Annotated in this window: 18 protein-coding genes and 2 pseudogenes; 6 read left to right on the forward strand and 14 right to left on the reverse strand. The window is 60.6% G+C overall.

Features of this window, described 5'->3' with window-relative positions; genetic code table 11:
- Positions 1-28 precede the first annotated feature (28 nt).
- The 7 genes and pseudogenes from BFP93_RS13415 to BFP93_RS13440 form a co-directional block, all read right to left on the reverse strand.
- Positions 29-316, reverse strand: coding sequence for a type II toxin-antitoxin system RelE family toxin (locus BFP93_RS13415; protein WP_065893489.1), 288 nt, complete (start codon positions 314-316; stop codon positions 29-31).
- Positions 306-545: a type II toxin-antitoxin system RelB/DinJ family antitoxin gene (locus tag BFP93_RS13420; RefSeq protein ID WP_065886281.1), complete on the reverse strand. Its 240-nt coding sequence runs from the start codon at positions 543-545 to the stop codon at positions 306-308. The genes BFP93_RS13415 and BFP93_RS13420 overlap by 11 nt, the downstream gene beginning before the upstream one ends.
- Before the next feature lie 678 nt (positions 546-1,223).
- Positions 1,224-2,450 carry an MFS transporter gene (locus tag BFP93_RS13425; RefSeq protein WP_065893490.1) on the reverse strand — a complete coding sequence of 409 codons (1,227 nt, stop codon included), beginning with the start codon at positions 2,448-2,450 and terminating at the stop codon, positions 1,224-1,226.
- 592 nt (positions 2,451-3,042) lie between these two features.
- Positions 3,043-4,968, reverse strand: coding sequence for a response regulator (locus BFP93_RS13430; protein WP_065893491.1), 1,926 nt, complete (start codon positions 4,966-4,968; stop codon positions 3,043-3,045).
- Positions 4,958-5,461 (reverse strand): annotated as a pseudogene (locus tag BFP93_RS13435) (ATP-binding protein); the annotation flags it as partial. The gene BFP93_RS13430 and the pseudogene BFP93_RS13435, both read right to left, overlap by 11 nt.
- A gap of 13 nt (positions 5,462-5,474) precedes the next feature.
- Positions 5,475-5,666: pseudogene (locus BFP93_RS28425) on the reverse strand (type II toxin-antitoxin system RelE/ParE family toxin); the annotation flags it as partial.
- Positions 5,663-5,944: a ribbon-helix-helix domain-containing protein gene (locus tag BFP93_RS13440; protein WP_065893615.1), complete on the reverse strand. Its 282-nt coding sequence runs from the start codon at positions 5,942-5,944 to the stop codon at positions 5,663-5,665. The gene BFP93_RS13440 and the pseudogene BFP93_RS28425, both read right to left, overlap by 4 nt.
- A 333-nt stretch (positions 5,945-6,277) precedes the next feature.
- Here BFP93_RS13440 and BFP93_RS13445 point away from each other — a divergent pair, with 333 nt between their 5' ends.
- A complete protein-coding gene (locus BFP93_RS13445; protein ID WP_065886461.1) occupies positions 6,278-7,180 on the forward strand; it encodes a LysR family transcriptional regulator in 903 nt (300 codons plus the stop codon).
- Here BFP93_RS13445 and BFP93_RS13450 read toward each other — a convergent pair.
- Together BFP93_RS13450 and BFP93_RS13455 are read right to left on the reverse strand one after the other, a co-directional pair.
- Complete coding sequence (locus BFP93_RS13450; protein WP_065886287.1) at positions 7,172-7,930, reverse strand: substrate-binding domain-containing protein; 759 nt, start codon at positions 7,928-7,930, stop codon at positions 7,172-7,174. The genes BFP93_RS13445 and BFP93_RS13450 overlap by 9 nt on opposite strands.
- Positions 7,927-9,234: an MFS transporter gene (locus BFP93_RS13455; protein ID WP_065893492.1), complete on the reverse strand. Its 1,308-nt coding sequence runs from the start codon at positions 9,232-9,234 to the stop codon at positions 7,927-7,929. The genes BFP93_RS13450 and BFP93_RS13455 overlap by 4 nt, the downstream gene beginning before the upstream one ends.
- 256 nt (positions 9,235-9,490) lie before the next feature.
- Between BFP93_RS13455 and BFP93_RS13460 the strand changes: the two genes are divergently transcribed.
- Positions 9,491-10,414 (forward strand): LysR substrate-binding domain-containing protein, encoded by a 924-nt coding sequence (locus tag BFP93_RS13460; protein WP_065893493.1) that lies wholly within the window; start codon positions 9,491-9,493, stop codon positions 10,412-10,414.
- Between the two features lie 68 nt (positions 10,415-10,482).
- On the opposite strand, the gene BFP93_RS13465 is transcribed toward BFP93_RS13460, so the two are convergent.
- From BFP93_RS13465 to BFP93_RS13480, 4 genes are all read right to left on the reverse strand, one after another.
- Positions 10,483-11,439, reverse strand: a complete 957-nt coding sequence (locus BFP93_RS13465) for a LysR family transcriptional regulator (protein WP_065886290.1) — start codon at positions 11,437-11,439, stop codon at positions 10,483-10,485.
- 137 nt (positions 11,440-11,576) lie between these two features.
- Entirely contained in the window at positions 11,577-12,764 is a 1,188-nt protein-coding gene (locus BFP93_RS13470) for a cyanate transporter (RefSeq protein WP_065893494.1), read from the reverse strand.
- Between the two features lie 284 nt (positions 12,765-13,048).
- A complete protein-coding gene (locus BFP93_RS13475; RefSeq protein WP_065893495.1) occupies positions 13,049-13,663 on the reverse strand; it encodes an NAD(P)-dependent oxidoreductase in 615 nt (204 codons plus the stop codon).
- A 35-nt stretch (positions 13,664-13,698) separates the two neighbouring features.
- Positions 13,699-14,565, reverse strand: a complete 867-nt coding sequence (locus BFP93_RS13480; protein ID WP_065893496.1) for an MBL fold metallo-hydrolase — start codon at positions 14,563-14,565, stop codon at positions 13,699-13,701.
- A gap of 106 nt (positions 14,566-14,671) precedes the next feature.
- On the opposite strand from BFP93_RS13480, the gene BFP93_RS13485 reads away from it, so the two are divergent.
- A complete protein-coding gene (locus BFP93_RS13485; RefSeq protein ID WP_065893497.1) occupies positions 14,672-15,577 on the forward strand; it encodes a LysR family transcriptional regulator in 906 nt (301 codons plus the stop codon).
- 100 nt (positions 15,578-15,677) lie between these two features.
- Positions 15,678-15,857, forward strand: a complete 180-nt coding sequence (locus tag BFP93_RS13490; protein ID WP_057723028.1) for a hypothetical protein — start codon at positions 15,678-15,680, stop codon at positions 15,855-15,857.
- A 178-nt stretch (positions 15,858-16,035) separates the two neighbouring features.
- On the opposite strand, the gene BFP93_RS13495 is transcribed toward BFP93_RS13490, so the two are convergent.
- Entirely contained in the window at positions 16,036-16,902 is an 867-nt protein-coding gene (locus tag BFP93_RS13495; protein ID WP_065893498.1) for a helix-turn-helix domain-containing protein, read from the reverse strand.
- Positions 16,903-17,082: 180 nt separating this feature from the next.
- On the opposite strand from BFP93_RS13495, the gene pobA reads away from it, so the two are divergent.
- Positions 17,083-18,276, forward strand: a complete 1,194-nt coding sequence (gene pobA, locus BFP93_RS13500) for a 4-hydroxybenzoate 3-monooxygenase (protein ID WP_065893499.1) — start codon at positions 17,083-17,085, stop codon at positions 18,274-18,276.
- 66 nt (positions 18,277-18,342) lie between these two features.
- Positions 18,343-19,845, forward strand: a complete 1,503-nt coding sequence (locus tag BFP93_RS13505) for an MDR family MFS transporter (protein ID WP_065893500.1) — start codon at positions 18,343-18,345, stop codon at positions 19,843-19,845.
- Positions 19,846-20,085 lie beyond the last annotated feature (240 nt).

The raw sequence follows: 20,085 nt of genomic DNA on the forward strand, positions 1-20,085 counted from the left end.
GGGCGTCTTTTGGGCTATCAACCCACGGTTAGCTCAAGCGCTCATTCGCCTTGCGATAGGCCTGATCATGCTCCCGCTTATCCACGGCCACCACGACGACGGTAATTTCCTGATCGATCACTTGATAGATCAGTCTGTAGCCGCTACTGCGTAATTTGATCTTGTAGCAGTCAGGGAGTCCATGCAGGCGATTGGCTTCGTTGCGGGGGTTGTTCAGAATCTCCACCAGCTTCTTCTTGAGCTGCTGGCGGAGAGTGTCGCCGAGTTTTTGCCATTCCTTCAATGCGCGTGCATCAAAATCAAGGCTATAGGTCATCTAACGAGACCTTCACTCGCTGGGGAGATGCCAAGCGTTCACGTACCGTGGCCATCAAGGCCTCATCCTCTTGCGTCATCAGCACGGGCTTGAATGGGAGCTGACCACGCTCGGCGACGTACTGCAGCGCCTGACGCATCAGCTCGGAGGGCGTGACGCCGAGCTTCTCCAATTCGAGATAGGCGCGCGCTTTCAGGTCGTCATCAATACGAACGTTGATAGATGCCATGGGAAAAGTCCTCCTGTAATGACGTTGGTCATTACATTGGATGAGGTGCGTCCCTTTGGCAAGTCTGTCTGGACATACGGCAATCGCTTTCATTCTTTGATCCTACTTTTTACCCTTCGGTTTGGCTGGCGGCTTTTTATCCGTTTCCTTGACCGTCTCCCGCGGCCTTTTTTTTGCCTCACCTTCTGTCACGTATTCTCCTGTGACCGCGTCGCGATATCTCGTTGGCATATAAGCTCCCTGGCAAGTACGTCGCCAAACCGGCGACTCTTTTGAGGCTAGCTTAGCGGCCTGGATGCTCAAGTTTCACTGCGGGAATTCTCGTTACCAAGCCTTTCCGAAATAGCCGCTTACGACTTTAAAAGCGAGCGTGTAATCACGCTGAATACGTCTTTTCCCGTATCCGTTGAGTGCTCCTGAAGACAGGTCATAAGGCTTACACCTTATTCAGGACCGGACGCTGAAACAAAAAAAACCTGCCGAGCTCAATGCTCAGCAGGCTTTTTACATGATCGTTCCCACGCTCTGCGTGGGAATGCCGCCCAGGACGCGGAGCGTCCTGCTTTCAGCGCAAAATCCGGCACCTGCGTAATAGTGACGCGGAGCGTCACGGGATGCATTCCCACGCGGAGCGTGGGAACGATCAATGCTCGGCAGGCTTTTTAGTGTGTTGTCTGGTCAGGCTGGCTGCGCCGCCAGGCGATTGCTGATGTTACGACCCAGCACCAACACGGTGACGAAGCCTACGCCCACCAACGCTGTGGCCAGGCTCAACAGCACCGAAGTGCCCAGGTGGTCAACGATCTGTCCACCAAAGAACGACCCCAGCGCAATGATCACCTGGAACAGCGCAACGAATAACGGCATGCCACGTTCCACGTCCTGGGGCGCGACCACGAACATCCAGATGCTGGCGCACGCCGGGAAGGCGCCGAAGGCGAAGCCCCACAGCGCGATCAGCATCGTGGCGCCGATCATGCCGGTGGCGAAGTAGGGGAACAGGGCGGTGCTGGTGCCGATCATCAGCGCGACCAGCAGCAGGGTGTGACGCACGCTGCGATTGGCGGCGAAACCGGCAAAAATGTTACCTGCCACACCGGCCACGCCAAACATCAGCAACAGCGAACCGATCGTCGGCCCGTCGAAGCCGGCGCTGTTCTTGAAGAACGGCGCGACGTAGGTGTAGGCGGCAAAGTGCGCGAGGCCGATCAGCAACACGGCGATCAGTCCGACTCGGGCACGTGGGTTGATAAACAACGCCGGCAAGTCACGCACGAGGATGGCCTTCTCCGGGTAGAGCCGAGGCAACAGGAAGACCTGCGCCAGCAGTACCGGTACACCCAGCAGCGCGGTGACCAGGAAGGTCATGCGCCAGCCCATCAGGCCACTCAACCAGGTACCGACCGGCACGCCCAGTACGGTGGCCAGGGTCACGCCCATCATGATGATCGAGGTGGCTTTCGCGACGTCCACTCCCCTGGGGGCCAGGCGGCCGCTGAGGGCGATGGCCGTCGCCCAGAAACCACCGATGCTGATGCCCAGCAACACGCGCCCGAACAGCAGCAGGCTGAAGTCGCTGGCCAAAGACACCACCAGGTTGGCGATGATCATGACCAATGTCAGGCCGATCAGCAGGTAGCGGCGATCCATCTTGCCAATGATCACCGACAGCAGCGGCGCCGCGAGGGCGGCCATGATGCCCGGCAGGGTCACCATCAGGCCCGCGTGGCCGGCGCTGATGCCGAGGTCGCTGGCGACGTCGTTGAGCACGCCCACGGGCAGAAACTCGCTGGTCACCAGGGCGAACGCGCCCACGGCGACCGAAAGAATCGCCAACCACTGCTGTTTGACACTCTGTTGATTATGTTCGGGAAGGCCGCGAGGGGCCTGGCTGGCATTTGGCATGGTGTTCAGTTCCGGGGTGAGCGTCGCCTGAAGTCAGGCGAGGGGGAGGGAATTTGGAGCCGATTATAGAAACCAGTTGTAGTAATTGAGCAGGCGCTCGGTTCGATAGTAATCATCAGTGCAATCGATGCCACGCCCAAACGTATCGCTGTGCAGCGTGCGAAGAAATGATCTCTATTCAGTGTGACTGTGAGCGTCAGGGCTCATTACAGTTGATCACAAAGGGGTCGAAGATTTTCTGGCCATCGCGTGCGGCTTGCCGAACATCGAGAAACGTCAGGTCTTCGCTGACGACCTTTTTTGCGCGGCTTATCGACTTTCTTGATGGTGGCCATCGGAGCCTCCGAAGGGAATGTGTTCATGGCGTCCAACTCAAGTGAATAGTGATACCTGATCAAGCTGCAGCTTGGTCGGAGTACGCGCAGAACTGTATGTGTTAGGCATCATACCTTCAAGCTTCTTATAGAAGGGCGCGTCTGTTAACCGCGTCAGACAATTCCTCAAATGCTCGGTCGCGCCTGCTTATCGGAAACTCAAGGGTGCCGACCGCAACATCGTCAACATTCGCCACTTGTCTGCCCATTCAACGGCGCTAAGGCTTTGCTTCCAGGCCCTGGCGAATCCTCTCTAGCAGTTCATCGATATGGAACGGCTTGGTGATCAGGTCCATGCGTTCACCCAGGAAGTTTTGCCGATTCGCTGCATTCTCGGCGTAGCCCGTCATGAACAGGATCGGCAAATCGTTGCGCAGGCCACGGGCGAAGTCCGCCAGTTCGCGGCCGGTCATGTAGGGCAGGCCGACATCGGTGAGCAGCAGATTGATCGTCAGGTCAGTCTCCAAGCAGGCAATTGCTTCGTCACCGTCGGCGGCCAGGCTGCAGCGGTAACCGGCGTCTGCCAGTACTTCGGCGACAAAGCTGCGCACCGAAGGCATGTCTTCGACGATGAGTATGTGTTCCCCGTTGCTCTTGCCCGGTTTTGCCAACGTCTTGGTGGTCACCGAGGCAGGACCTTCCGCGGCCGGAAGCATGATCGTCACTTCAGTGCCCTGGCGGGTGACGCTGCGGATCTGCGCATCGCCGCCGGACTGACGGGCGAAACCGTAGATGGTCGACAGGCCCAGGCCGGTGCCCTGGCCCACTGGCTTGGTGGTGAAGAAGGGATCGAACACCTTGTCGATGACGCTGTGCTCGATGCCCACGCCGTTATCGCGTACCGACAGCGCAATGTAGGGACCGTCTTCCAGCTTGAGGTTGCCGTTGGAGTACGCAGGGTAGGTGGTCACCCAGATGTTGCCGCCTTTGGGCAGCGCATCGCGGGCGTTGATTACCAGGTTCAGCACTGCACTTTCCAACTGGATCGGGTCGACCATCGCCACCGCAGCGTTGTTGGTCAGCTCCAGTTTCAAGGTGATGTGTTCGCCGATGGTGCGCACCAGCAACTCTTCCAGGGAGCGGATATGCGCGTTGATATCGATGGGCCGCGTGTCCAACGGCTGCTGGCGGGCGAAGGCGAGCAAGCGGTTGGTCAGGCCGGCGGCGCTCAGGGCTGAACTGAGTGCGGCGTCCGCATAGCCCAGGACCTTATCGGTGCGCTGGCTTTCGATGCGCTTCTTGATCAGCTCCAGGCTGGTGATGATACCGGTGAGCAGGTTGTTGAAATCGTGGGCGATGCCGCCGGTGAGTTTGCCTAGGGCGTCCATTTTCTGGGCCTGGAGCAGCTGCGCCTCAGTGCGTGCCAGGCGGGTCGCCGCGTTGGCGAGTTCGGCCTGTTGATGACGCTCGCGATGGCGGTATTCAGTCACGTCCTCGACAAATACCAGGCTCAGCTCGGCACGGTCATAGGGCGAGATCTGCCATTCGGTTTCGCGCAGTTGGCCGTCGACTTTCATCTGCAACGTGCCTTTCCAGCGTTCGCCGGCCGCCAGGCGCAGGCACAGCTCCTGGATCACTGCATACTGGTCGCCGGCGAAGCACTCAAGCAGGGCATCGGGGTTGAGGTTGTCGTGAATCAACTGGGCGAACGCGTGGTTGCACTCGTGAACCTTCAGTTGCGCATCCAGCACTGCAATCGGCGCGCTGATATTAAAGAAGATTTCTCGAAAGCGTGCCTCGCTTTGCCTTAACGCGTATTCGGTGTCGCGCACGCGCAAAAGGGTGCGCAGCGTCGCCAGCAGGACCTCGGGGTCGACCGGGTGGATCAGGTAGGCGTCAGCCCCGGCGTTGAGGCCGGTGATGATGTCGCCGGTCTCGATTGACGCCGCCGACACGTGCACCACCGGCAGCAAGGCGGTGTTCGGGTCGGTACGCAAACGGCGCACGATGTCGAAGCCACTCATGTCCGGCAGGTTGACGTCGAGGATCAGCGCATCAATTTTTCCCGTGGCGATCAGGTCCAGCCCCTCCTGGCCCGTGCCGGCTTCGAGCACCAGGTAGTGATGGCGCTCGAGGCGTCGGCGCAGGGCGTAGCGCGTGGCGGCATTGTCGTCGACGATCAGCAGCTGGATGTCACGTTTCATCGACGTTCTCGCTGGCAATGGAGAGAGGGATAACTACAAAGAACAGCGAGCCTACGCCGGGTGTGCTTTCAACACCGACCCTGCCGCCCAGCAACTGGGCAAAACGCTTGCACAGTGACAGGCCCAGGCCGGTGCCGCGCAGACGTTTCTGCAGCGGCGAGTCGATCTGGGAAAAGTCTTCGAACAGGTTGTTGTGCAACTCGGCGGGTATGCCCAGGCCGGTGTCCTGCACCGCAAAACGGATCTCGTGTTCGCTCTCCATGCGCGCCGAGACCCGCACTTCGCCCTGCAGGGTGAATTTCAGGGCGTTGGAAATGAAATTGCGCAGTATTTGCGCGAGTTTTTTGTCATCGGTATAGAGCTTGGGCAGGCCGGAAGGCTTCTCGAAGATCAGGTCGACCGATGATGCGTCCACGATGGGGCGAAACATTCCGCGCAGCGCCGAAAACATGTCGAACATATCGAACCAGGCCGGAGAAATAGTGATGGCTGTGTCGGTAATGCGTGATGCGCAAGTCAGCCAGCAGGTCGTCGCGGCGCGTACCACGCAAGGGAAACAGAGAAAAGCTTTCGCAGTGGCTGATGAGCCTGTCGACAAAGCGTGCAGCCACTGCAGCAGAGGCTGCATCGCTGATGAAGTCTTCAAGAGCATCGAGATGAGCCAGGGCTTGCGGTGCGAAAACCACCGAGTAGCTCACGGTTTACCTGGGTTTTTTCGCTGGCGTCTAGCCGCCATGTGTTGGCGAACCTGCTCGGTGGACAAGGCCCGCTCAGGCTCTGCCTCAAGGGCAGCAGCCGCAGGCACCACCTCGTCGCGCAGCCAGTCTTCCATGGCACGGTCGCGCGCCAGCAAGGCCCGCAGGCCGTCGCGAATCACTTCATTTTCGGTGGCATATTCGCCGGAGGCGACTTTGGCTTTGACCAAGGTGGCCATTTCAATTGGCAGTGTAATGCTCATTTGCTGGGTCGAGCGCATCTGGAGGTCCGCCGAGGTTGAGTAGGATTCAATCCTACTGAACCATTGGCGCGATGCAAGGAGCAGCAGATCAATGCCGATGTCCGGCGACTCGTCGTCTGCCCAAAAGTGATAGGTTTGCATGAGGTGTTACCGCTCCCGTTGTGTAGGTCAGGCAGCAAGTATTGACCCGTTTCGGCAAGTGCGTGGCGGCAGGCAGTCGATAACCTGCTGATATGTATAACTTCATATGTGTAACTGGAATATGTCCGCAGACCCGACCCGGTCCGCATGGCGTCCTACCCGCTCCCATACGATAATGCCCGCCACATCGTCTATCCTGGCTTGCCTTCCGTGATCATCAACTTCGACCTCAATGACCTCCAAGCCTTCCGCGCCGTGGTAGACAAGGGCAGTTTCCGGGGGGCCGCCGAGGCCATCCGAATCTCGCAACCCGCGCTCAGCCGGCGGATTGAAAAGCTCGAGTCGGCCCTGGATGTAAAGCTGTTCGAACGCACCACGCGGCGAGTCAGCCTGACCATGGTCGGCCGTGCATTTCTGCCTCAGGTCGAACGCATGCTCGACGACCTGGACATCGCCTTGATGGGCATCAGTAACGTCGCGTCCACGCGCATGGGCAATGTCACCATCGCTTGTGTGCCGTCCACCGCGTATTACTTCATGCCCCACGTCATCTCCGAATTCCACAAGCTGTATCCGAAGATTCGCCTGCGGGTGCTGGATGCCAGTGCCGGTGAAGTGTGCAATGCGGTGGAAAGTGGCGAGGCGGATTTTGGCGTGAGTTTCAGCGGCAGCCTGGCCGATGAAGTGGAGTTCGAGCTGTTGCTGCAGGAGCGCTATGTGCTGGCCTGTCGTCGTGACCATCCGTTGGCCGCGCGTGAAAGCGTGACCTGGACCGAAGCCTACGAGCATGACTACATCACCGTGGACAAAACCTCGGGCAACCGCTTCCTGCTGGACCAGGCCCTGCGCGGTGTGCGGGTGAAGAAGCCGAGTATCTGCGAGACCCACCACGTGACCACGATGATCGGGCTGGTGGAGGCGGGGCTGGGGGTGGCGATGGTGCCGTCGATTGCGATGCCGGCGTGTGAGCACCCGATTCTGGTGAGTGTGCCGCTGGTGGAACCGCAGGTGATGCGCAATGTGGGCTTGATCAAGCGCCGCGGGCGGACATTGCCGCCGGCGGCGCTGGAGTTGGAGCGGTTGGTGCGGGAGATGCCGTTTCGGTCAGCGTGACACCGAGTCCAGGCCGGTGGATCGCACCACCGGTTGTGCCTCGGGTGATGCCATGAACTGCAGCAATGCCTTGGCCTCTTCCGGGTGTTCGGCGTTGACCGGGATACCCGCCGCAAAACGCGTAACGGACTGCACGTCTTCCGGGATCTTGCCGACAAATGTCACGCCCTTGACCGGCAACAATTCCGCCACCTGCTGCAAGCCGACTTCGTAGTCACCCTTGGCCACCTGTTCGCCCACCGGTACGCGTTCGATCATGGTGCCCTTGGCTGGCATGCCGAGCTTCTTGAACAGTTCCTTCTCGACATACACGCCGCTGGCGCTGTCCGAATAGGCAACGGATTTGGCCTTGCTCAGCACGGCCTTGAGCTCGGCGTCAGTATTGATCGCAGGTTTTGCCGCGCCTTCCTTCACCACCAACCCGATCCGTGAGTCGGCCAGTTCCACGCGGGACGCGGGGTCGACCTTGCCTTGTTTGATCAGCTCATCCAGGGCGTAGCCGACCATGATCACTACATCAGCGTGTTCGCCACGGGCCAGGCGGTTGGGAATCGCTTCCGGCGCCTTGCCCATGGACGGTCCCAGGACCGTGTCCAGGGTGTCACCGCTTTGCTTGGCGTATTGCGGACCGAGCAGTTTATAGGCGGCCGTGAAGCCGCCGGAGGTCATCACTTTGAGTTCTTCAGCCTGGGCTGACAGCGCCAGAGCGGCGAGGACCAGGGCTGTGAGGGTGTTGAACAGCGGCTTCATTGCGCAGCCCCCTGCATGACCTGGCCACGGGTGTTGGCGCGGCGATACAGCGCCAGGGTGGAACACAGGGCGCACAGTGCAGCGAACATCATCCAGTAGGCGGGCGAAGCCTTGTCTGCGGTGATGTGGATGAACCAGGTCGAGATGGCGGGAGTGAAGCCGCCGAAGACGGCGGTTGCCAGGCTGTAGGCCAGGGAGAACCCTGCCACGCGCACTTCCACCGGCATGATTTCAGTCAGCGCGGGGATCATTGCGCCGTTGTACAGGCCGTAGAGGAAGGAGAACCACAGCAGGGTTTCCAGCATGTGTGCAAAGCTTGGTGCGTTGACCACGTAGGACAGCGCTGGATAAGCCGTGAGAACGGTCAGCACAGTCATGGCGAGCAGTACCGGCTTGCGGCCAAAACGGTCGCTCAGGATGCCGCCGATCGGTAGCCAGAAGAAGTTCGACACCGCCACCAGCAACGTCACCAGCAGCGCGTCGGAGGTGCTCAATTGCAGCACGGTCTTGCCGAAGGTCGGTGCGTACACGGTAATCAGGTAGAACGCGGTGGTGGTCATGGCCACCATCAGCATGCCGCCAATCACCACGGTCCAGTTTTTCACCAGGGTGGCCATCACTTCACGCATGGTCGGGCGGTGCTTGCGCTTGGCGAACTCTTCGGTTTCCTGCAGGTTACGCCGAAGCACGAAGATAAACGGAATGATCACGCAACCGACGGCGAACGGAATGCGCCAGCCCCAGTCTGCAACCACCGCCGGCTCCATCCACACGTTCAAGCCATAGCCCAGCGCGGCGGCAACCACGATGGAGATCTGCTGGCTGCCCGACTGCCAGCTGGTGTAGAAACCCTTGCGGCCCGGGGTGGCCATCTCGGACAGGTACACCGACACACCACCCAGCTCCGCACCGGCCGAGAAACCTTGCAGCAGACGACCCAGCAGCACCAGCAACGGTGCCCACAGGCCAATGGTGTGATAACCGGGCACCAGCACGATCAACAATGTGCCGCTGGCCATGATCGACAGCGTCACGATCAAGCCTTTGCGGCGGCCCACGTCATCGATATAGGCACCCAGAATGATCGCGCCCAAGGGCCGCATCAGGAAACCTGCGCCGAACACGGCAAAGGTCATCATTAATGATGCGAATTCATTGGCGGCAGGGAAGAAGGCGGCAGCGATGTAGGTGGCATAGAACCCGAACAGGAAAAAATCGAACTGTTCAAGGAAGTTGCCCGAAGTAACGCGCAGTACGGCGCCTACTTTCGAAGGGGCAGCCGCAGGCCGGGAAGGGCTAGTCATGGTTTTGTGTCTCCAGCGTTCTTTTTAAAGTGCTTGTTTCGCTTAAGACTTGGGATAGTGGCTGACACATTTAGAAATGATAAGTGACAAATTTGGATAGATTGATGCGCGCGGGCTATCAATGCAAAGGATCGTCTGGAGGGTTGGTCCTGTTCTGCGATACGCCCCCCCATAGAAACCGATGCATCGACCGACATAGACGCCGCCCCGTTGCCTTTCTAAACTGCGGCTTGTCGTGGGGAAGGGGCAGGCGCCGATGAATCGCAATGAATTACGCAAGGCCGATATCAACCTGATGGTGGTCTTCGAAGCGCTGATGCTCGAGCGCAACGTGACGCGGGTGGCGGAGAAGCTGTTTCTCGGCCAGCCGACCATCAGTTCGGCCCTGAACCGTCTGCGTACCTTGTTCAATGACCCGTTGTTCATTCGCGTCGGCCACCGCATGGAGCCCACCGCGCGCGCCGAGCAAATCATCCAGCACCTGTCGCCGGCCCTGGACTCGCTGTCGTCGGCCTTGAGCCTGACCCACGATTTCGACCCGTCCATCAGCACCATGACCTTTCGTATCGGCTTGTCCGATGACGTTGAGTTCGGCCTGTTGCCGCCGTTGCTGCGAGCGCTGCGCCAGGAAGCGCCGCAGGTGGTGTTCGTGGTGCAGCATGTGGATTACTGGCGCATTCCCGACCTGCTGGCCTCCGGCGATATCACTGTCGGCATCACCCAGACCCGCGGCCTGCCGGCGAATGCCAAGCGCAAGCTGTTGCGGCATATCCGGCCGTGCCTGTTGCGCGCCGATGCGTCCGACACACCGCTGACCCTCGATGAATATTGCGCACGGCCCCATGTGCTGGTGTCCCACACCGCCAACGTGGCCGGTTTTGCCGATGAGTGGCTGGCCGAAATCGGTCGCAAGCGGCACGTGGTGCTGTCGGTGCCGCAATACAGTTCGCTGCCGGCATTGCTTGCCGGCACTGACATGATCGCCAGCCTGCCGGACTACGCGGCCCAGGCCATGGCCGCCGGCGGGAACCTGTTCTGCGAGGCGTTTCCGTTTGAAACGCCGACCCTGGACTTGTCGATGGTCTGGCTCAGCCACGTCGACACCGACCCGGCGGAACGCTGGATGCGCTCACGGCTGGAAGCGTTCATGAGTGATCGTGGGCTTGCGCTCCCGGTGTAACGTGCAGGAAAGAAGCAGCGGCAAGCTGCAAGCGCCAAGTCAAGGCGACCGCACCCCTTGCCGCTTTTTCAGCTCGCCGCTTTCAGCTTGCCGCTTGCCGCTTCATCCTCACACACTTTGACCACCTGCTCGCGAAACCAGGTATTGGCGCTGTCCTGTTCGCTGGCCTGGTTCCATTGCATGTCCAGGGTGAAGCCCGGCAAACCCTGCGGGGCTTCGCAACACCCGTACGCCGAGGTCGGCGCCAGCAGCTTTTGCACGCGGCGTGGCAGGGTCACGATAAAGTCGGTGCCGCTGATCATCTTCAACGCCGCGCTGTAGCTGTTGGCCCGCGCGATCACCTGGCGTTTGTGCGCCTGGCGCGCCAGCCAGCCGTCGATCATGTTGGTGGCGGAGGTCCACGGCGTGGGAAACACATGGCGTCGCTCGACGAAGGCTTGCAGGCTGAACGTCGCTTCCCGCGGCGCCGAGCGTTTGTCGAAGACGCACACCAGGTCGTCTTCGAGCAGCATTTGGCGCTTGAAGTCTTTATGGACGCGGTGAAAGTTCGGGCCGAAGCCGATCACCAGGTCCAGGCGGCCTTCGCGCAAATCGTCGGCGGGAATGTCGGCTTCCAGCTTTTGCACATTGACGATCACCGGCAGGTCGGCACGGTCGAAGTTTTTCAGCAGGCGCGGCAGGATCAGGTGTTCGAAGTATTCCGGGGCGCACACATTGAAAGTCACGGCCTCGCGGGTCGGGTCGAAGGCCTGGCCTCCGGCGTGGCACAGGTTGATGCTTTCCAGGATTTTCTGTACGTGGCCGTACATCGTGGTGGCCTTGTACGTCGGACGCATGCCCGCTCGCGTGTTGATAAACAACTCGTCTTCGAAACTGGTGCGCAGTTTCTTCAGGCTGTAGCTGACGGTGGACTGACTGACGAACAGCGTTTCAGACACGTCGGTAACGCTGCTCTGGTCGTAGACAGCGATAAACACCATCAAGTCCTGCATATCGAGCTTTCTGAGCAAGTTGCTGTTTAGCATCGGTTTCGTCCGTAAACCCTTTGTACCGAATTCAGTACAAGACTGAGCAAAATGTTAACGGAACGCTCGTACCAATAGAAAGCTCTGTAGGACTCTTCTATGTTTTGGGTGAGACAAATACTGTTTACAACACGACCTCAGTGGATATGTCGCGCGTAATGCGCCGGATTAAAACGCATGACCATCAGCAGCATCACTGCCACTACCGCCGCCAATGACCACCAGGCCCCCTCGAAGCTGCCCAACTGGTCGCGGATCATTCCGGCGATCAGCGGCGACAGGCCCGCGATCAGGTAGCCGATACCCTGCACGAACGCGGTCAGGCCACCGGCACGGCGCGGGTTATCGAGGTGGTCCAGGGACAGAATCAGGCTCATGGGAAACAAGCCGCCGATACCCAGGCCGAGCAGGCACGGCCACAGCAGGCTCAGGTGCCGGGGGCTGAGGATCAGGCCGGCGAAGCCGATCAGGATCAGCACCAGCAATACCGCCACCACGCCGCGCTTGTCCCGGCGGCGATTGGCGATGGCGGGCGTTACCAGGCCGGAGACCACTTCCATGGCGGTGAGCAAACCCAGCAGCAAACCGGCATGCTGCTCACGCAAGCCCTGCTCGACGTAATACGGCGCCAGCCACGCCAGCACGCAGGTGTAGCACGCCGTGCCGAAGCCGAAGAACAGGGCGAGCAACCAGGCCCGGCGATTGCCGAAAAACGATGCCTGCGGGCCGCTGTCGACCTGAGGCAAAGCGGGTAACGCCGAGCGCTGGGCGTACCAGAACACCAGAGCCGGCAGCGCCAGCCCGGCCCACATCGCCAGGCCGATGCGCCAACTGCCGGTGTGCACTTGCACAAACGGCGCAAACGACGCGGCCAGTGCGGCGCCGCCCATGATCGCGGTGACATACAGGCCCATGAACACTGAAACGTTGTCGCCCGGGCGCGACTTGATCAGCGCCGGCATCAACGCCTGGATCAGCGCAATCCCGACGCCTGCCGCCATGGCACTGACAATCAGCTCGAACGCCGAATCCAGCCACAACCGCGACAGGGTGGCTGCGCCAATCACCAGCAGCGACACCACGATACTGCGGTATTCGCCAAAGCGCCGGGCCAGGCCCATGCCAAAGAACATCGCCAGGCCCATGCTCATCACGGGCAACATGGTCAGCAATGCGGCGCTGCTGAAATTGAGCGGCACATCAGCGCGGATCGACGACAGCAAGGGCCCCACGGCCGCCATCGACGGGCGCAGGTTAAGGGCGACCAGCACCACACTGATCATCAGCCACACGGCGGTGGTGGGTTTTGCCTGAACGTTTTGCATGGGCCTGCCTTGGATGAACAAGGGCGAATCAGGCCACGGGCGGGGGAGGCTGGGCAAATGAGAAAGTCATTAGCCCTATTGAAAAATTGCAGGCGCCGGATACGCCACCGTTCAAATGTAGGAGGGGGCTTGCCTTAAGGCTTTCTGTAGGAGCGAGCTTGCTCGCGAAAAACGTCAACGATAACGCGTACTTTCTGAATGAACGCGGTGCCTGTGAGTTTTTCGCGAGCAAGCTCGCTCCTACAGACGGCGGTGTACGCTCCCACATTGCAGACCCGGTTGTATCAGTAGCCCACCGTGAAGCGCTGACGCGAGTGCTTCGGCGTTTCCACTTCATCGATCATGGCGATGGCGAAGTCGGCGAAACTGATCGAGCTTTGACCGTCGTCGCTCACCAGCAAATGATCCTGGCCCAGACGGAATTGACCGGTGCGCTCGGTGCCCTCGAACAGGGCCGACGGCGACAGGAAGGTCCAATCCAGTTCCTGCTCTTGACGCAGCACGTCGAGAAACGCTGCTCCCGCACTGGCTTCAGCTTTGTATTCCGCCGGGAAGCCCGGGCTGTCGATCACGCGGCTGCCGTCGGGCAACAGCAACGAACCGGCGCCACCCACCACCAACAGGCGTTTTACTCCGGCTTTTTTCACCGGGCCGAGCACGGCGCTGGCGGGCAAGGTGGCAAAGTGTGCGGCACTGATCACCACGTCGCTGCCGCTCACGGCCTGTTGCAGGGCATCGGCCTCCAGGGCATCTACTTGTTTGACCGTGACACCTGGGCGTGCGGCCAGTTTGTCGGTATTGCGTGCGATGGCGGTGACGGTATGCCCACGGCGCAGCGCTTCTTCCAGCAGTTGGCTACCGGCACGGCCGGTGGCACCAATGATTGCGATCTTGCTCATGACGTTCTCCAGTAAAGGTCAGGGTTTAAAACCAGTCACCACTTCATTTCGCCCTTGGCGACTTTGGCGCTCAATTCCAGCGAGCTCTCGTCGGCGAGGTTCGGGTAACGCTTTTTCATGGCCGCGATCAGGGCGGCGGAATCCTTGGCCTGGGCGGTTTCGATGTCGAAGGCCTTGATGTAGTCGGCGGTGAACGTGACCGAAGCGGGCGATGGAGTGCCCAGGTAGTGGCCCGGAATCACGGTGGTCGGCTTCAAGTCTTCAATGCGTTGCAGGGTGGCCAGCCAATCCTTGTGGGACTGTGCAGTCTGGGTATCGGCCATCCAGACGTGGATGTTTTGCGCGACCACCACGCCACCAATCACGGCCTTGATCGACGGAATCCACACAAAGCTGCGGTCCGGCTGCGGGCCGTCCAGGCCGATGACGTCCAGTTGCTGCCCTTCCAGCGTCAGGCTGTGGCCCTCGAGCACTTGCGGTACGAGGGTCCTGGCCGGTTTGTCGGCGCCCATTTTCGGGCCCCAGAACGCCAGCTTGCCGGCGACGGTGGCGTTGATATGGTCGACCACCGGTTGTGGCGCCAGCACTTTCGCATCGGGAAAGGCGGCGGTCAGGGTGTCGAGGCCGAAGTAGTAGTCCGGGTCGCCGTGGCTGATGTAGATGGTGGTCAGGTGCTTGCCGCTGGCGCGGATTTTCTGCACCAGTTGCTCGGCCTGGCCCTTGCCGAATTGCGCGTCCACCAGGATCGCGTCCCGGGCGCCGCTGACCAGTACCGAGCTGACCGGGAAGATGGCGGCCTCGCCCGGGTTGTACACCTCAAGTTTCAAGTCTGCCGCCATGGCATGAGCAGTGAAAGCCAGGGCGGCAGTCGCCAGGGTCAAGCGTTTGAACGTCGAGAACATCGGGGCAGCTCCTGCCTTGGGTAAGGGGTGAACAGAGCTTAGTTGCATAAAACACCACAAAAAATGCGATGCTGGAACATAGTTTGTTTCTGAAATCGGGCAAATCATGGATCGTCTTCAAGCAATGCGCGTGTTTGTCACCGTGGTGGACCTGGGCAGCCAATCCGCCGCCGCCGACCACCTGGACCTGTCGCGCCCAGTGGTCTCGCGTTACCTGGCCGAGCTGGAGGATTGGGTTGGCGCACGCCTGCTGCACCGCACCACGCGCAAGCTCAGCCTCACCGCTGCCGGCAGTGAAACCCTGCCGCGTTGCCGGCAATTGCTGGAACTCTGTGGTGATATGCAGGCCGCCGTCAGCGAGCCCGATGATGCCCCGCGTGGGCTGTTGCGCCTGAGTGTCAGCACCTCGTTCGGCCAGGCGCAGTTGGGCGCTGCGATTGCCGAGTACGTCAGACGCTACCCGCTGGTGACAGTCGACCTGCAAATGCTCGACCGCACGGTGAACCTGGTGGACGAGCGCATCGACCTGGCGATCCGCACCAGTAACGACTTGGACCCGAACCTGATCGCCCGGCGTTTGACCGTATGCCGCTCGGTGGTGTGCGCCACGCCAGCCTATTTGCGCGAGCATCCGGCACCGCAGAAAGTCGAAGACCTGGCCCGGCACAACTGCCTGACCCATTCCTACTTTGGCAAGAGCCTGTGGCATTTCGAAGAGCGCGGCGAGCATGTGTCGGTGGCGGTGCACGGCAATATCACCGCCAACGAGGCCGGCACGTTATTGCGCATCACTCTGGCCGGCGTTGGGGTGGCGATGCTTCCCAGCTATGAGGCCGGTGAGTTGATTCGCAGCGGCAAACTGGTGCGTCTGCTGCCGGATGCGCAGCCACGGCAGATGAATATCTACGCGGTATACGCCTCGCGCAAACACATGCCCTTGGCGTTGCGCAGCCTGTTGGATTTCCTGGTGCAGCGGTTTCCCGAAGAGCCTGAGTGGGATGTCGGTCTCTGAAGCGGCATAAGCGCGCTGAATGGCCTGCAATCATGGCAACTTGCCCTGAGTGACCTATGCTTTAACCAGCACCTTGTAGATCCGTGCTGAGGTCTGTGCCATGAGCATTAAAACCAGAAAGTACCTGACGATTTTCAGCCTGTGCGCCTTGGCTACTGCGCTGTATGGCACAGCCGCCTATCGCGTCGAGCAGACGCGAATGCAGCCGGCGGCGTTCGCCATCAGTTGCCACCAAAACCAATGCGTCCCGCACACCGGCAGTTTCAGCGCCCTGCGTTGATTCTCAAAGCACTGCAAATCACTATGGGAGTGGGCGTGCCCCAATGCCAGTCTGTAGGAGCGAGCTTGCTCGCGAAAAACGTCAACGATAACGCGTGCTTCCTGAATGAACGCGGTGCCTATGAGTTTTTCGCGAGCAAGCTCGCTCCTACAGTATTAGGGCTTGCCCCCTCGCACATTCAGCTCTGCTTCAACTGCTCGCGAAAAGCCTTGGGCGAAAATCCCACCCGGCGGCGAAACAGCCGTGAGAAGTTGGTGGGGTCGGAAAACCCCAGCACCTCGGACATTTCATTGATGGTCATGCTGGTGTAGGTCAGCAAACGCTTGGCTTCCAGCAACTGGCGGTCATGCATGATCTGCAGGGCCGGCTGCCCGCCCAACTCCCGACATGTGCCATTGAGATGGGAGACCGAGATGCCCAGTTTGTGGGCCAGGTCTTCAATCTTGGGGTGCTCGCGGTAATGCTGTTCGACCAGTTGGGTGAAACGTCGGAAATACTCACGGTTGCGCGGTGTCCTGGGGTGGCGGCGCTGGATCGCCTGGCGGCTGACCCACACGAGCAGCACGCTGACCAGGGCGTGCATCATCATGTCCCGTGCCGGTTGTTCGCCGGCGTATTCGTCCTGCAAACGCACGAACAGGCTATTGAGGTAGTCGCTGTCCTTGCCCGCGGGGTAACTGCCGAGGGTGTGCAGGCCATCGACCGTACTGCCCAGTTGCGCTTGTAAATGGCTGACCAGGGGCGCTGACAGGGTCACCACATAACCTTCGACATCTTCGCAAAAGCGAAAACCGTGCACACACAGCGGCGGCAGCACTTGCAGGCTGGCTTCGTCGAGCGTGGTGCGCTGGCCTTCGATTTCCAGGAGTGCCTGGCCTTTATGCACGTAGAGCAGCTGGCACAGGTCCGCGTGCCGGTGGGGCTGGATTTCCCACTGGTATTCCCGGCTGCGCCGGGAAATGGTTTCACAGTGCAACAAATCGGGCGTCGGCCACTGTTGGCTTTCCCCGTAAAGCTTGAAGACCGGAATCGCCGTGTTGGTCATGTTTTCAATCCGATACTCAGGATAGTGGTGCGGTAATCGCCCCGATTGGCAAAAAGCGCAGGCTTTGAAGCAGTTTTCACCTTCTTATGCTGCTCGCTTACGTGAAAAATGTCAGCTACACGTCCAATGACAACTCTTTCACTCGTTCGGTTCGGGTGAAGCCAGCAGGCCATAAAAATAATGAAAACGCTGAAAACCCAAGTCGCCATTATTGGCGCCGGTCCGTCAGGATTGCTGCTCGGACAATTGCTGCACAACGCTGGCATTCAGACCCTCGTCCTGGAGCGCCAGACCGCCGACCACGTGCAGGGCCGCATCCGCGCCGGGGTGCTGGAGCCAGGCATGGTCGACCTGCTGCGCGAGGCGGGCGTCAGCCGACGCATGGACACCGAGGGCCTGGTGCATGACGGTTTCGCCCTGGCGCGCGATGGCCGACTCACCCACATCGACCTCAAGACCCTGACCGGTGGCCAGTCGGTGATGATCTACGGCCAGACCGAAGTCACACGCGACCTGATGGCGGCCCGTGCGGCTGTCGGCGCTACGACCTTCTATGAAGCCTCGAACGTACAGCCCCATGACCTCAAAAGTGATCAGCCCTGGCTGACCTTCGAGCATCAGGGCCAGGCCTTTCGCCTGGAGTGTGATTACGTCGCGGGCTGTGACGGCTTTCACGGTGTGGCCCGTCAGTCGATTCCGCCCGAGGCGTTGCAGGTGTTCGAGCGCGTCTACCCCTTCGGCTGGCTGGGCATGCTTGCCGATACGCCGCCGGTGCACCCGGAACTGGTGTACGCCACGCACCCGCGTGGCTTTGCGCTGTGCAGCATGCGTTCGCAGACCCGCAGCCGTTACTACTTGCAGGTTCCGGCACAGGAGCCGTTGGCCGACTGGTCGGACGAGCGCTTCTGGGCCGAGCTCAAAACCCGTCTGCCGGTCGACCTGGCTGAACAACTGGTCACCGGCCCGTCGATTGAAAAAAGCATCGCGCCGCTGCGCAGTTTCGTGGTGGAGCCGATGCAGTACGGGCGCCTGTTCCTGCTCGGCGATGCTGCGCATATCGTGCCGCCTACCGGGGCCAAGGGCTTGAACCTGGCGGCCAGTGATGTGAGCACATTGTTTCGCATCCTGCTCAAGGTGTATGGCGAGGGGCGTGTGGAATTGCTTGAGCGCTACTCCGCCATCTGCCTGCGGCGGGTGTGGAAGGCCGAACGGTTTTCCTGGTGGATGACGTCGATGCTGCATCAGTTTCCCCAGGCGGATGACTTCACCCGACGCATTGCCGAGAGTGAGCTGGACTACTTCATGAATTCCGAGGCCGGGCGCACAACCATCGCGGAAAATTACGTCGGGCTTCCTTACGAGGCTATCGAATAGCCTGCTATCGTATTCAGCATTTGCGCAGGCTGCCGTTGCCTGCGTGCCTTGCTCGAAGGTTGTGCCGTGACCCCTCTCAATCAGTCCGCTCCCGCTGTTCCCGCCGTGCGCAGTATTCTTGCCGCGCTGATGCTGGCGATCTTTCTTGGCGCCTTGGACCAGACCATTGTCGCCGTGTCGATGCCGGCCATTTCCGCGCAGTTCCATGACGTCAACCTGCTGGCCTGGGTGATCTCCGGCTACATGGTGGCGATGACGGTGGCGGTGCCGATCTACGGCAAGCTCGGTGACCTGTATGGGCGACGCCCCATGATGCTGATCGGCATGGGCGTGTTCACGGTCGCCTCGCTGTTCTGCGGCCTGGCGCACAACATGGAGCAACTGGTGCTGGCGCGGATTATCCAGGGCATCGGTGCCGGCGGCATGATTTCGGTGAGCCAGGCGATCATCGGCGACATCATCGCGCCCCGTGAACGCGGGCGTTACCAGGGCTACTTCAGCAGCATGTACGCGGTGGCCAGCGTCGCCGGGCCGGTGCTGGGCGGCTACATGACCGAGTACCTGTCCTGGCGCTGGGTATTTTTGATCAACCTGCCGTTGGGCGCGCTCGCCTGGTATGTGGCCCATCGCACCCTGGTGGGGTTGCCGGTGCCGCAGCGCAAGCCGGTTATCGATTACCTCGGCACCGTGCTGATGATCATCGGCCTGAGCGCCTTGTTGCTCGGCATCACACAAATCGGCCAGGGTCGTGCGTGGCGTGACGACCAAGTGCTCGGGCTGCTGGTCTGTGCGTTGTTGGCGTTGAGCGTGTTCGTCTGGCATGAACGCCGCGCGCGCGAGCCGTTGTTGCCCATGCACCTGTTCGTCAACCGCAGCGCGGTGTTGTGCTGGTGCACGATTTTCATCACCAGCTTCCAGGCGATTTCCCTTACCGTGCTGATGCCCCTGCGTTACCAGACCGTGACCGGTGCCGGCGCCGACAGCGCGGCCTTGCACCTGCTGCCCCTGGCGATGGGCTTGCCGATGGGCGCTTATTTCGCCGGACGCATGACCTCAGTGACCGGCCGATATAAACCGATGATCCTCAGTGGCGCCGTGTTGAGCCCGCTGGCGATTCTCGGCATGGCCTTCAGCGCGCCCCAGGCCGTCGGGCTGACCTCGCTGTTCATGCTGTTGTGCGGGATCGCGGCGGGCATGCAGTTCCCGACCTCGTTGGTGGGCACGCAGAACTCGGTGGAGCAGCGCGATATTGGTGTGGCGACCAGCACCACCAACCTGTTCCGTTCCCTCGGCGGGGCGGTGGGGGTGGCGTGCATGTCGGCATTGTTGTTGGCGTTGTTGCGCGATGCCAGTTTTGCCCACTTGGCCAGTGGCGCGCTGCTGACCGAGAGCAGCTCCGGTAATGTGCTGCTCGATGGGCTCAATGCTGCGCCGGGTGAGGCACGGGATGCGTTGCGGGGGGAGTTGGCGATGACGTTTCGGCATTTGCTGATGGTGAGTGCGGGGGTGTCGGTGTTGGGGTTGGCGGCGGCTATTGCGATGCCTGATCGGGTGTTGCGGGGGCGTTAGCGCGGCGGCCTTAGAGCCGACCGGTATTCTGTGCCGATCGCGATCCAAATGTGGGAGGGGGCCCCCGATGGCGGTGTGTCAGTTACGGATGCACTCACTGACTCTTCCTCATCGGGGCATAGGTATTTACACAACTCTGTAGCGCTCAACCGTAACCACGATGCGAAGCGAGTCGCTCTTGATCTTGATCTGCTTTTGATCTTGATCTCAGGCGCCCCGTTAAACCACGCTGGCCGAACG

Source organism: Pseudomonas sp. 44 R 15 (assembly GCF_900004965.1).
GTDB lineage: Bacteria > Pseudomonadota > Gammaproteobacteria > Pseudomonadales > Pseudomonadaceae > Aquipseudomonas > Aquipseudomonas orientalis_A.

Bases quoted from the DNA above. Each gene is read 5' to 3' on its own strand.
- BFP93_RS13430 (WP_065893491.1), bottom strand. From the start codon at position 4,968: ATGAAACGTGACATCCAGCTGCTGATCGTCGACGACAATGCCGCCACG.
- BFP93_RS13450 (WP_065886287.1), bottom strand. From the start codon at position 7,930: ATGAAGCCGCTGTTCAACACCCTCACAGCCCTGGTCCTCGCCGCTCTG.
- BFP93_RS13455 (WP_065893492.1), bottom strand. From the start codon at position 9,234: ATGACTAGCCCTTCCCGGCCTGCGGCTGCCCCTTCGAAAGTAGGCGCC.
- BFP93_RS13440 (WP_065893615.1), bottom strand. From the start codon at position 5,944: ATGCGCTCGACCCAGCAAATGAGCATTACACTGCCAATTGAAATGGCC.
- BFP93_RS13495 (WP_065893498.1), bottom strand. From the start codon at position 16,902: ATGACCAACACGGCGATTCCGGTCTTCAAGCTTTACGGGGAAAGCCAA.
- BFP93_RS13415 (WP_065893489.1), bottom strand. From the start codon at position 316: ATGACCTATAGCCTTGATTTTGATGCACGCGCATTGAAGGAATGGCAA.
- BFP93_RS13475 (WP_065893495.1), bottom strand. From the start codon at position 13,663: ATGAGCAAGATCGCAATCATTGGTGCCACCGGCCGTGCCGGTAGCCAA.
- BFP93_RS13465 (WP_065886290.1), bottom strand. From the start codon at position 11,439: ATGCTAAACAGCAACTTGCTCAGAAAGCTCGATATGCAGGACTTGATG.
- BFP93_RS13420 (WP_065886281.1), bottom strand. From the start codon at position 545: ATGGCATCTATCAACGTTCGTATTGATGACGACCTGAAAGCGCGCGCC.
- BFP93_RS13485 (WP_065893497.1), top strand. From the start codon at position 14,672: ATGGATCGTCTTCAAGCAATGCGCGTGTTTGTCACCGTGGTGGACCTG.
- BFP93_RS13480 (WP_065893496.1), bottom strand. From the start codon at position 14,565: ATGTTCTCGACGTTCAAACGCTTGACCCTGGCGACTGCCGCCCTGGCT.
- BFP93_RS13470 (WP_065893494.1), bottom strand. From the start codon at position 12,764: ATGCAAAACGTTCAGGCAAAACCCACCACCGCCGTGTGGCTGATGATC.
- BFP93_RS13425 (WP_065893490.1), bottom strand. From the start codon at position 2,450: ATGCCAAATGCCAGCCAGGCCCCTCGCGGCCTTCCCGAACATAATCAA.
- pobA (WP_065893499.1), top strand. From the start codon at position 17,083: ATGAAAACGCTGAAAACCCAAGTCGCCATTATTGGCGCCGGTCCGTCA.
- BFP93_RS13460 (WP_065893493.1), top strand. From the start codon at position 9,491: ATGAATCGCAATGAATTACGCAAGGCCGATATCAACCTGATGGTGGTC.
- BFP93_RS13490 (WP_057723028.1), top strand. From the start codon at position 15,678: ATGAGCATTAAAACCAGAAAGTACCTGACGATTTTCAGCCTGTGCGCC.